Genomic DNA, 12,994 nt, shown 5'->3' on the forward strand with positions numbered 1-12,994 from the left:
TTCAAAATTAGGAATTAATTCTGTAGACCATCTGATTTGATAATAAATAAAGGGTGTAAAGATAGAATAAACCAACACCAGTTTTGATATAAAATTATGCTAAAGAAATTACAGTTTTTTTTTGTTGATCATTTCAAAAAAGGATTTGCGATATGTATCACTTATAGGTAATGCTTTATTGACAATATAAGCATGTAAAGAATCGGTTTTGATAATATGATTAATAGATACAATATAGGATTTATGAATCTTAATAAATGTCGTAGAAGGAAGTGTGCTTTCTATATGTTTTAGTGTGCTATATGTAATAATTTGTTTGTCTAATAAATGAATCGCTACATAATTTTTTAGCCCCTCGATATAGAGAATCTCATTTATATATACTTTCTCATAATTATTTTTACCATCGGTCTTTACAAATAAGTATTCTTCGGTAGATTTATTTTGATGAATCGAAGATTCTTTCTGCTTAATTTTAAGTACTGCCTGATAAAAACGATCAAACTCAAAAGGTTTTAATAAATAATCAACAGCATTAAGTTCATATCCTTCTATGGCAAATTGAGGATAAGCAGTAGTAAAAATAATCTGTACTTTATCTTTAATAATTTTTGACAACTGAATTCCAGATAAATCCGGCATCTGAATATCAAGAAATACGAGGTCTATATTTTCATTTTCGATATGTTGTAGTGCTTCCAAAGCTTTTGTGGTACTACTGATGAGGTCAAGAAAAGGTACTTTTTCTACATAGTTTTTAAGCAAACGTATTGCTGGCGGTTCATCATCTACAATAAGGCAACGTAAAGATCTGCTCATAATGGAATTTTTAAATAGGCTTCAAAATAAGATTTTTCTTCTTTTTTATGCAATGTAAAATCATTTTTAAAAAGAGCAATTAACCTTTTTTGGACACTAGAATATCCAATTCCCGATGCTGCATAATGCTCCGAAGTAGCAACTCTATTTTTAGTGTTGATTTCTAAGCTTTCAGGTAGGATAGTGATTGTGATATTGGCTACTTCAGAGGTGTCATTTACAATTCCATGTTTAAAAACATTTTCAACAAAATGAATAAGCAGCATGGCAGGTACCTTTTGATTTGTAACAATCCCATGTACCTGGTAATTCACAGCTAGATTATCTTCGTAACGTTTTTGGAAAAAATATATATAATCTTCAATAAACTTAAGATCTTTTTCTAGTGATATACTATCCTGGTGAGCTTCATAAGTAACAAATCGTAAAAGATCAGAAAGCCTATGAATGTCTGCAGCAGTTTTTGGTTGACTTTCTATGAGTTCAGAATAAAAACTATTTAGCGTATTGAATAAAAAGTGAGGTCCCAATTGGGATTTAAGTAATTGTAATTCTGCCTTTTTATTCTCAATTTTTAATTGATGAAGTGTTTCTTTATGGTCTATGAATCTAAAGAAAAGATAGATAGCTGTACTAAAAAGTAGACTTTTAGAGGCATAATAAGAGTTGTCAAAAACATAAAACCCAAAATGTCGAGTACGTTCTACATAATTATGCTGTCCTGTAATGGAGTATAATAGCACTTCTTCTAATACATATCGAATACCAGCAAATAAAAATGCCAGTACAATAATTCCGATACTAAATTTAAGGATGTGCTTTCGCGAAAGCGTAAGAGGGCACAATACTTTATAGTTTAATACGTAAATACTAAAAAAAGTGATATACATAGTGATACCGAATAAATATATAGGGTAATCAAAATATTCCGCCCAACTACTTTTGTTCTTATATATGTAATCACCATATAAATCCATTATGATGATTAATGCACCAAGTATGGTATGATATCTCCAACGGTATTTAAATGCTGTCATGATTCAAAAATAACATTTACAATATTTAATTTTTCCTTATATGGTTACAATCCCTCTTTTTCTTATACGAAAAGGGTAAACTATACAACCAAATATCTGTTAGCGCAATTATCCCTTTTTTATCCTGCGATTTACCTGTTACATGTAAATTAAAAACCTTTTAGAACACTAACCCTTTATTTTGTTTCAAAATCAAAAAACAATGAAACCAGTTATTATATTTATTACGTTATTTCTATTATTTTCTTGTAAAGAAAAACAATCAGAGCATGTTGTGAGCCAAAGCCAGAATGTAGACAAGATACCCGTTATCGATTCTGCATATGTAGCAACTAAAACAGCTTATTTTAAAATTAAGGATGGAGTTATTGTAGGAGATGGTCGAACAGTGCTGGATACTATTATATCTACATCACAATTTGTGATGTTTGGAGAACGTCATGGTTCAAAAAACACTTCGCAATTGATTACCGCTTTGATTCCAATGTTACATACGGGAGGATTTAATCATACTGCTTTTGAAGTTGGACCATATTCGGCTAAAAAATTGGTCACACTTAGCACTCCACCATCAGAAACGGTGAATAACTTAAGGAAATTTACTTCGCAATATGCCGGCAAAGAGGATAATCAAGTTCCAATTCCATTTTTTGATGGTCTCGAAGATGCATATTTCCTTCAATCCATCCGGGAGCATGATATGGGTATTTGGGGACTAGATCAGGAATATTATTCGTCAACCTTATATTTTATGGATGAATTACTCTCTTTTGTAAAGAATGATGCTGATTATACTATTATCAAATCAGAAAAAGAACAAGCGTCCAAAATAATTGCTTCATGGTATGAGAAGGAAGAGAATTCGGATACTGATATTGATCTTTTTACAGAAATCCAAAAGGAACCTAAAGTGCAACAATATTTGAATCGTTTCAGGAAAAATGAAGCTACCAAAAAAATCATCGAAGATCTAGAAATTAGCTGGGATATTTATTCTCGTTGGCGTAAAGATTCACATGCAGATCGGATAAGTTATATGCGTAATAACTTTTTGAAACATTATCAGCAAGTAGTAAAAATGGAATCTAATCCTAAGGTATTCTTAAAGTTTGGAGGCTTACACGCTTCTAAAATTCTAACTAATAATTGTTATGATTTGGGTAATTTGATTACTGAACTGGCACATCAGAATAATAGCAAAGCAACGATTATAAATTCCTGGAATTATCACTTTATTGATGAAACAGGAACAGAAGTGAATTATTTGAAAAAATATGCTTGGTATTATAAACGCTTACGAGATCTTATGGTGTTAGGTAAGAGAGATGAATGGACTATTATTGATTTGACAGCTATTCGTGATGATATCCAGAATGGCCGTGTAGCTTTACCTAAAAACGGAGATTATCACCGTATCAAAAGTCTTATAGATGGATATGATTATCAGTTAATTCTTCCATTAGATACAGCAGTGACGCCCAATAAAAACTAATCTAAAAAGTATTAATAAAGATTCATTTTAAAAACAAAAAATACAATTATGCGTATCATTATTTTGATAATACTACTCAATTTAAGTGTATTATCTATAGCTCAGGAACAAAAACCTGTTATTAGTGTCTTAGGAATGACCCATTTGCATAACCCAGGTGCCGATGCAGTAAATATGGATATGGGTAATATTCATTCTGATAAGAGACAGGCAGAGTTAAAAGAAGTCATTAGCTTAATTTCTAGGTTTAAACCCACTAAAATTGCCATAGAAATAGATAGAGCAGATACATTGTGGAGTGAAACCTATTATAAGGATTTTGTGAACAATACACTAGAGAAAACAATACATGAAGATGATAGATCTTTTATGTCAAGTGAAACGGTACAAGTATGTTATCCTTTGGCCCAAATGATGAATCATAATAAATTATATGGCATTGATGCTTCTGCAAATTTTAATACTGATGCTGTAATAGCATATGCAGAGAAGCATAACCAAACGGAAGAATTGAAGGAGTTTGAAAACCTAATCCAAACGATGCAAAGTGATGTTGAAGCCATAGCAAAAGGTTCTATTTTGGAAATTATTCAATTCGCAAATTCAGAGAACTTTGACAAGAATTATAATCAAAGATTTTATTTAAAACACCTGATTAGTTTTGGTAAAGATGATCATTATGTGGGTGCTCAAGCTGTTTCTGAATGGTATCTTAGAAATTTAAAGATTTTCACTAATCTTCATAGAATTGTTGAGCCAGAAGATAGGGTTTTAGTAATTTATGGAGCCGGACATAAAGATATACTTGTTGATCTTATTAAAGATCGGATAGATTGGGAATATTATGATATTAATCAAGTATTAAATGTTAGTAAATAGTTGCTTTTATAAAAAATGCTCCCTAATTAGATAATGAGGGAGCATTTTTTATTACATTTTCTTAAGTTGTTTTTTTAAGATTCTGAATCTACTTTTTTAGTTTCAGTTTTTCCATCATTTATTATTTCAGAACCTTTCCCTTTTAAATATTTATCTAAGAATTTAAGTACTCTACCATAAGCCTCAATTTGATTTTCTTTTTTTACAAATCCATGACCTTCATCTTCAAACAATACATATTCAACAGGAACACCATTTTTCTTAACTCCTGCTACAATTTCATCAGATTCTACTTTTAAGACTCTTGGATCCTGAGCACCTTGCAATACAATTAATGGTTTTGTAACCTTTTCAGTATGAAAAAGAGGGGAGATTTGTCTTAATCTAACAGAATCAGCAGTATTAGGATTACCCATTTCGGTATATAAAGCATCTTTAAATGATTCCCACCATGGCGGAATACTTTTTAACGTTCTTAACCAATTAGTTACACCAAAGATATTCACACCTACTTTAAATTCTTCGGGAGTATAAGTAAGCGCTGCCATTGTCATATATCCTCCATAAGAACCGCCGATAATTCCTATTTTGTTAGCATCAATAATATCTTGTTTTGCTAACCAATCTTTCCCAGCAACACAATCTTTTAGATCTTTATCTCCATGATTTTGATCATCCATTTTGAAAAACGTTTTACCATAACCACTACTCCCTCTATTATTAACAGCTAATATAGCATATCCATGATTTACCAGATATTGAATTGTAGAGTTAAATCCTTGTCTAGATTGTCCGCCTGGTCCACCATGAACCCATACTAATGCGGGAACTTTGTTATCTGCATTAGCTTGTTTAGGTTTGTAATAGATCGCAGGGACTTCTAATCCGTCGAAGGATTTAAAACGAACAACCTCAGAAGTTACAAGATGATCGGCATTGATATCTTTATTAAGAACGTCGGTTAATTTAAAATACTCTTTAGATGTGAGGTCATAAGCATATGAATTGGTAGGAGTATTTGACCCACCCACACTAAGTATAGCCATAGTTTCATCTCTGGAAAATGAAGCTCTATTAATTTGTTGATTTTCTATTGAAGGAAAATCAACTGTTTTGCCAGTTGCAACTTCTTTTACATCCATTACCGTTTTAGCATCTTCATTGGTAAGCATGATTTGGTATTTTCCGTTTCGAGTAAAATAAAACGTGGAAATATCCCAATCTTTTTCTACTACTTTTTCTTTAGTACCATCCTCAAGATTATACTTCATTAAATAACTGAATTCGGCACTATCGTCTGTTGTATAGTATAGAGATTTACCATCTGAAGAAAAATCCTGAGGAGAGTTGCCACTTATGTTTTCGTTGATTTTAATTTGCTCTTTGGTATTTGTATTCATCAAAAACAAATCATTATCGTTAGTGTTGATCGGTTTGGTAAGAGCTATATATTTTCGATCTTCTGACATACCTCCAAACTGCATTCCATCCTCGTTTTTATATATCAATTTTGATGTAAAGGTGTTAATATTCATTTCATAGTGATCCATGAATTTTGGATTTCGTTCATTACTACCATAGAAGAAACTTTTTCCATCTTTTGACCATCCCCTAAATAATGCCCTTACATTTTTTTCAGGAGTCAAACGTTTTATTCCAGAACTATCTTTTACAAAGATTTTGAATATTTCATCTCCATTGCCATCCATTCTAAATAAAATTCTATCATCTTCGGGAAAGTAAGATATGCCAAAAATAGAAGCACTATCAGATTTGGTAACCGGTATGAATTCGCCTCCTTTTGCAGAAACAGTATACATATTATAAATTCCTGATCGGTTACTGGTCATGAGCACCTTGGACTTGTCATTAGAAAATCCATTAGTAAAGGCATTCTCATTATTCATGAACTGCTCTATCGAATATTGGTCAATTTTAATAGGTTGTTGAGCTATTTCTTCTTTCTTTTCCTGTTTACAAGAATAGAGTAGAAGTGCTCCTATACTAAGTAAGATTAGTTTTTTCATCTATTATATAGTTTAGTTATTATTCTAAAACAAAATTCTTCGCTTCTTTAAAAGGAGAAACTTCTAATTTTTCTATGGCTTCACGATATGGTTTCCAATCACTATTAAAGAAGGTATTGGTTTTGTTTAAAGCATCTTGTAATGCATCTTTTGCATGTTTTATAAGCGTATTCTCTGTTGAAGTAAGTCCATTCTGACGACTACCAGAATACCAGCTTGCTGTTCCCAAACGCTGCATAACAGTAACTTCTGGGTTACGAGTGATTCCCTGACGCTTATCTTCTTTACCAATGTAAATCGCAATTACACTATCAATTTTCTTAGAAATATCCTTAGACAGTTTGATTTGATCTTTGAATTTCTTTTTATCTAATTTTTGAAATTCTTTTTGATACTTAGAGGCTATATCTTTACTCTCAACCAATTGCTTTACAGCATCTGCAGCTGTTTGTTGCATTTTTTCTAAATCTTTCGAAATAGCATATATTTCATTAATGCTTTTCTGAGAAACTTTTAATCTAGGATCAGATTGTACTTCTACCGTAGTTTCCGATTTTTGATCACCGTATTCTATAACCAGTTTGTATTTTCCTGGTTTAACGCTAACACCTCCTGGTTCGCGATCTTTTTTCTGTATTTTTCTTGAAGGCCGATCCGCGCCTTTTTCATCCATAAACCAGGTAGTCTTATATATCCCTGTAGAATCAGGAGTTTTCTTTTTTAATGTTCTGATTAAACGATCTCCATCATAAAACTTAAAATGAATAGAGTCCCATTTTATTTTAGCTTCTTCTTTTTCATCCTCTTCTGGATCTTCTTCCTCTTTTTTGCCCTCGGTTTTATCAGAGCTTTCTTCTTTCTTTTTTTCTACCTGGATATAATACGATATCAATGAGCCATAGTCTTTATTTTCACCATTATACACAGCATCTCCACCAAAACGACTTCCTGTAGGTTGCTGATATGCTGCTTGATATGCTATTGATGGTTCAAATACCTGAAGTTTTTGGTTTAAAACGGCACTATTTTTGGCCAAAGCTCTTAGCGGTTTAATATCATCTAATACCCATGCAGCTCTTCCAAAAGTTCCAATAACAAGATCGTGTTCTCTGGACTGAATAGCTAAATCTTTTACAGGAACAGTAGGGAATCCTTTAGTCCATTTTGTCCATTTATTTCCAGCATTAAGGGATATATACAATCCGTCATCAGTACCTAAAAACATTAAGTTTTTTTCGATAGGATCTTCTATAATGCACAACGCATAGCTTTTTACGTCATTTTGATCTACAATACGTTCCCAAGTTTTACCATAATCTCTGGTTCTGTATGCATAAGGTGTATAGTTAAATCTACGATAATCATTAACAACAAGAAGTGCTTCTCCTTTATTTTTATTTGATGCTTTTATTTGTACAATCCAACTTCCTTGAGGCAATCCTTTTATGTTTTTAGAAACGTCGGTCCAATTTGTTCCTCCATTTTGAGTGATATGTAAACGTCCATCATCAGTACCAACCCAAAGCATATTTTGCTCTAATGGAGAAGGCTCGACTACTAAAACAGTACAGTGATTTTCTGCTCCTGTTGCATCCATAGTTAATCCACCACTTTCTGCTTGTTTTAATTTTTCTGGATTATTAGTTGTTAGATCGGGTGATATTACTGTCCAGGTAAGCCCTTTGTCAGTGCTTTTATGTACGAATTGACTTCCAAAATAAATGGTACTATTATCAAATGGATCAATATTGATTGCAGCATTCCAGTTAAAACGTAGTTCTACTTTTGGATCTGAATGTGTAGGGCGAACTATATAATTATTTCCTGTCATCCAATCATATCGACTCACAAACCCTTGTTGACTCATTGACCATCCATATCTTGAGTCATCCTTATCCGGTACTACGTCAAAACCATCTCCAAAAGAAATTTCCTGCCAGTAAGAGTTTCGTATTCCTTGAGCTTTCCAAACATAAGCAGGACCTCTCCAACTACCATTATCTTGCATACCTCCATATACGTTATAAGGAAACTCATTATCTACATTAATATGATAAAACTGTGCTACAGGTAGATTACCTATAAAACGCCAGGTTTTACCACCATCACGAGTTATGTTTAAACCACCATCATTACCATCAATCATATAACTTCCATCATTAGGATGAATCCACCATGCGTGATGATCAGGATGTACACCATTATCTACACCATATGCAGGCATTAACTGAGAAAAGTTCTTACCTCCGTCTTCAGAAACATTCACATAAGTAAATACAGAGTATACTCTATTTTCATTTTGGGGATCGACAAATATATCTGAGTAATAAAATGGACGATTACCGATATCTTTTTTGTCATTTACTTTTTCCCATTTAAATCCTCCATCTGTCGATTTATATAATGCGTTCTTTTTGGCTTCAATCAATGCATATATAATATTAGTTTTATTAGGCGCTATTGCCAGTCCAATTCGACCTAATTCTCCCTTTGGTAATCCATCTTTATCTGTTCTTTCTTCCCAGGTTTTACCTCCATCATGAGTTATATAAAGACCAGAGCCTTCACCACCAGATTTAAAAAACCAAGGATCACGTTTATGTTCCCACATAGCGGCAACTAATTTGTTAGGGTTTTTTGGGTCTATTACCAAATCTGCAGCACCTGTTTTGTTATTATTAAATAAGATTTTCGACCATGTAACTCCTCCATCGGTAGTTTTAAAAATACCTCTTTCTGGATGTTCTCCCCAGGGAGAACCAATAGCAGCAACATAGACGACATTTGGATTAGTAGGATCAATAATTACTTTATGAATATGGCGGGTTTGTTCTAAACCCATGAGTTCCCAGTTTTTACCTCCATCTAGCGATCTGTAAATACCAAAACCTCCATTAAGACTATTTCTCGGATTTCCTTCTCCTGTTCCTACCCAAATTACCGAAGGGTTTGATTGCTGAATCGCAACAGCTCCTATGGATGCAGTAGCTTCATTATCAAAAATAGGCTCCCATTTAATACCTCCCGAAGTAGATTTCCATAAACCTCCTGATGCTGTTCCTGCATATATAATATCAGGATTAGAAGTAACTACATCGATGGACGTGACACGTCCACTCATACCTCCCGGACCTATATTACGAGGAGTACCATCTTTTATAAGATCCATGGTGAATGTTTGTGCAGATACAGAAGAAATTATACCTAGGAATAGCAATAAAAATATTTGTTTTTTCATTTTGTCAAATGTGTGTTAATTATAGTTGTATTTGTTGTTCTAATGTGTTGAGAAAGTGAATGTTTGGATATCTTTCTTTTAATTCTGATAAGTTTTTATCTTTTACTCTTGGCGAAATATGAGTAGCAATTACTTGTTTTGGATTGATATATTTCTTGATCAATTCTAAAGCGTTATCATCTAATAGCATCCAGTATGGAAGAATAGCAATATCTATAGTTTCTTCCTGTAATTTTAATTGATCAAACAAGTTAATTTCTTCAAGCCAGTTGGTGTCGCCTACATGAAGAATGTTTTTGTCATTTAGACGTACAATATAACCCACATTTTCAACTGAGATATGTCTTTCTCCTGCATGATTTATTTTAAGACTTGTGATTGTAATCTCTTCTAATGTAGAAGTTTGCTTGCTATAATTGTCCGTTTTTATTGTAATTACTCTTTCTCCAAATTCAGAAAAGTTCTTGGTAACCTGACTAGCTGCAAAAAGGAACGCTTTTGTATTGGATTCTAAATATTCCTTTGTGAGTTGTTCGCTAAAATGATCTCCATGATAGTGCGTAAATAGAATGGCATTAGGTTTTAAATCGGTAGTAATCTTATCGACTAATTTTTTTGAAGGAAATAAATAATCATCACCATATTTTGTATGCAAGCCATCAATTAAAACAGAAGATTTTCCTCCAGAAATAAATACTCCCATATTGCCCGTATAAGTGAGCATTATGTTTTCTTGCGAAATGCCAGAGACATATAGTAGAAAACTAGTGAAAAGAACGAGTAATTTTGGCACTTTTTGACAGGTTTACTTAGAAGTCTCTAAAGTAAATAAAATGAAAATGCTAAAGTCTTAAAGGGGTGTTAAGGTGAAATCATCTACATTTGAAGGATAAAACCACGGTAAAAATGAAATTTATAGAACTCACACTGAAAAGTCATATAATTGTACATGGGTTTGATGCTCGTAATCAAGAAATCATAGAAGAGGTACACGTTGAAAAAGCTTCTAGAAAATTAGTCGCAATGGATAGAATCTTATCGGTAAGTGATAAGTATATTTTAATACAATATGCCTATGATCGAATTATATACTGGGAGTATATGGAAAGTTTTGAAGAATTGCAGAGCCTGTCAAAGTAATACTCAGAACAATAATATTATAAAATTAGGAAAAAGTTTTGCGTTATGCTTTACTTAAATTCCTGAGGAAAAGATGAAGGTTCAAAATTCCAGAAATAAGGCAATAAGTAGTATGTTACTATTACAATAAGTATAATGGATATTATGTTTAACCAAAATCCTTTTTTCATCATATCAGGAATCGTTAGAAATCCTGAGCCAAATACAACAGCATTAGGAGGAGTTGCCACAGGAAGCATAAATGCACACGAAGCTGCAATAGTAGCTCCTACCATTAATATAAAAGGATGTACATCAAGAGATAGCGACATAGATGCCAGAACAGGCAATAACATTGAAGTAGTGGCAACATTGGATGTGATTTCGGTTAAAAAGTTTACTACTGTGACAATAAATACTAATAGTGTAATAAGGTAAACTCCTTGTAGTAGTGTCATTTGTGTGCCTATCCACATGGCGAGACCAGATGTTTTAAAACCAGCAGCCAAAGCTAACCCTCCACCAAAAAGTAATAAAACTCCCCACGGTAATTTTACTGCAGACTCCCAATTCATCAGAGCTTTTCCTTTTTTACTGCTGGGAAGAAGAAAGAGAAGAATTGCAGCAGTTATAGCAATTGTAGTATCATCTATTGCAGAAAAAATAGGTTGTAATAAAAATGACCTGGTAATCCATGCAAAAGCTGTAAATACAAAAACGACTAGTACTAACTTTTCTTCAAAAGATATTTTACCAAGTTCTTTTAGTTGTTTCCTTACCTCGTCTTTTCCTCCGGGAAATTCTTTTTGTTTAAATGTAAATGCTACTTGTACCAAATATCGCCAACAAATAAAAAGCATAAGTGCAGAAATAGGGAGCCCTATGACTATCCAGTTAGTAAACGTAATTTCAAAATCATAAATCTCCTTAACGACACCTGCCAAAATAAGATTGGTAGGAGTCCCAATTAATGAGGCAACTCCGCCAATAGAAGCACTATAAGCAATGGCTAGCATTAGTGCTTTTCCAAATATTTTGTTTTCATTTTCAATGGTATTTGGATTATCCGTAAGCTGGGTAATAATTGCAATTCCTATAGGTAACATCATCACTGATGTTGCAGTATTAGAGATCCACATAGATAAAAAAGCTGTAGCAACCATGAAACCAAGAATCATATTCTTGACATCTGTACCGATAAGATTAATGATATTTAAAGCGATACGTTTATGTAAATTCCATCTTTCTATCCCTATAGCTAATATAAATCCTCCAGCATATAAAAAGACATTGTGATTACCAAATGCAGCGGTAGTTGTTTTAATATCCAATCCCCCTGAAAGTGGAAATAAAACAATTGGTAATAACGAAGTAGCAGCAATAGGAATTGCTTCTGTAATCCACCATATAGCAACCCACAGAGTACTAGCTAATATTGCATTAGCTTCTTTTTTTAAGCCTTCTGGATGAAAAAATAATAGTACAAGAATAAAAATTAAAGGGCCCGAAATAATCCCTATTTTTTTGATACTTATATTCATAGGATAGGGATGCTTATTATGAAATCATAGGATTAATAAATGATTTAATATGAATAGTAAAAGTATGTATAAAAGAATTAAACAATTATATCTTTCAAGAAATATTACTTTCAAAAGTTAAAACTTGTAAATCAAATACATTTTATAATAAGTACACCAAGAAATAAAATACAATGGGAGCCTTGAGAAAAAATATTAAGAATTTATCTCAGTTTTTAAACTGGTAATTAAGAACATAATTAATTTATTTTTGTAATTACTTAGGAGTCATGATTTTAGAATTATCGCTATTTCTTGCCGAAATAAGTCTAAAGTCTTTATTTACTTTGATGATAAATATTTTACCTGTATGTAAATTAACCATCTTCCACCTAAATCCATATGAAGTTTCAAATATGGCCGATCTGGCGGTTTTTCGTAAATCAATTTTATCAATATTTTCAATAATTTGATTAGCTAATAAATCTAGACCTCTTTGTTTTACTTCTTCTGCAGAAAGTTTGCGATCTCTGGGGTTTTGAAGATATTTAGTTGAGAGTGTGAATGAATTTTTATCAATATTGATATTTGGGTACAAAGAAAATGAGCAAAGTATCAAAAGGGGTAGTATATAATTTTTCATAATCTGACGATTTTGGTAATTACATACTATGTCATGCACATATTTTGCAATTACACGGAGTTTACGTTTATTCTCATATGTATTTGTTGTAATGCTTTAACAATTATCTCAATAAGGGGTATTGTAAAATTAAACCATTAATGCCCTTTTTTTGGTATTATTTTGTTAAACAAATAATAAATTATCTTAAAATTTAAGATTTTTCATTAAAATTTTATGG

10 protein-coding genes are annotated in these 12,994 nt (G+C 32.3%); 3 read left to right on the forward strand and 7 right to left on the reverse strand.

Translation table 11 applies throughout. The features are described 5' to 3' along the window. Positions 1-108: 108 nt before the first annotated feature. A complete protein-coding gene (locus PQF96_RS10890) occupies positions 109-819 on the reverse strand; it encodes a LytR/AlgR family response regulator transcription factor (RefSeq protein ID WP_109434604.1) in 711 nt (236 codons plus the stop codon). Further along, entirely contained in the window at positions 816-1,856 is a 1,041-nt protein-coding gene (locus tag PQF96_RS10895) for a sensor histidine kinase (protein WP_271766093.1), read from the reverse strand. The genes PQF96_RS10890 and PQF96_RS10895 overlap by 4 nt, the downstream gene beginning before the upstream one ends. A gap of 202 nt (positions 1,857-2,058) precedes the next feature. Between PQF96_RS10895 and PQF96_RS10900 the strand changes: the two genes are divergently transcribed. Both PQF96_RS10900 and PQF96_RS10905 read left to right on the forward strand, forming a co-directional pair. After that, entirely contained in the window at positions 2,059-3,348 is a 1,290-nt protein-coding gene (locus PQF96_RS10900; protein WP_109434606.1) for a hypothetical protein, read from the forward strand. A gap of 48 nt (positions 3,349-3,396) precedes the next feature. After that, on the forward strand, positions 3,397-4,227 hold the full coding sequence (locus PQF96_RS10905; RefSeq protein ID WP_271766094.1) for a DUF5694 domain-containing protein: 831 nt from the start codon (positions 3,397-3,399) through the stop codon (positions 4,225-4,227). Positions 4,228-4,301: 74 nt separating this feature from the next. Here PQF96_RS10905 and PQF96_RS10910 read toward each other — a convergent pair whose 3' ends face one another. Genes PQF96_RS10910 through PQF96_RS10920 form a run of 3 tightly spaced genes read right to left on the reverse strand, consistent with a single transcriptional unit; the run spans position 4,302 to position 10,285 of the window. Continuing rightward, positions 4,302-6,254, reverse strand: a complete 1,953-nt coding sequence (locus tag PQF96_RS10910) for a S9 family peptidase (protein WP_271766096.1) — start codon at positions 6,252-6,254, stop codon at positions 4,302-4,304. Positions 6,255-6,273: 19 nt separating this feature from the next. Further along, complete coding sequence (locus PQF96_RS10915) at positions 6,274-9,492, reverse strand: WD40/YVTN/BNR-like repeat-containing protein (protein WP_271766097.1); 3,219 nt, start codon at positions 9,490-9,492, stop codon at positions 6,274-6,276. A 19-nt stretch (positions 9,493-9,511) separates the two neighbouring features. Next, on the reverse strand, positions 9,512-10,285 hold the full coding sequence (locus tag PQF96_RS10920; protein ID WP_143915140.1) for an MBL fold metallo-hydrolase: 774 nt from the start codon (positions 10,283-10,285) through the stop codon (positions 9,512-9,514). A 113-nt stretch (positions 10,286-10,398) separates the two neighbouring features. Between PQF96_RS10920 and PQF96_RS10925 the strand changes: the two genes are divergently transcribed. Continuing rightward, positions 10,399-10,632: a hypothetical protein gene (locus tag PQF96_RS10925; RefSeq protein WP_271766098.1), complete on the forward strand. Its 234-nt coding sequence runs from the start codon at positions 10,399-10,401 to the stop codon at positions 10,630-10,632. Between the two features lie 50 nt (positions 10,633-10,682). Here PQF96_RS10925 and PQF96_RS10930 read toward each other — a convergent pair whose 3' ends face one another. Then, positions 10,683-12,152, reverse strand: coding sequence for an SLC13 family permease (locus tag PQF96_RS10930; RefSeq protein ID WP_271766100.1), 1,470 nt, complete (start codon positions 12,150-12,152; stop codon positions 10,683-10,685). Between the two features lie 256 nt (positions 12,153-12,408). Further along, positions 12,409-12,774, reverse strand: coding sequence for a hypothetical protein (locus PQF96_RS10935; protein WP_143915143.1), 366 nt, complete (start codon positions 12,772-12,774; stop codon positions 12,409-12,411). Between the last annotated feature and the right edge of the window lie 220 nt (positions 12,775-12,994).

It is taken from the genome of Aquimarina algiphila (assembly GCF_947494415.1).
GTDB classification, from domain to species: Bacteria; Bacteroidota; Bacteroidia; order Flavobacteriales; family Flavobacteriaceae; genus Aquimarina; species Aquimarina algiphila.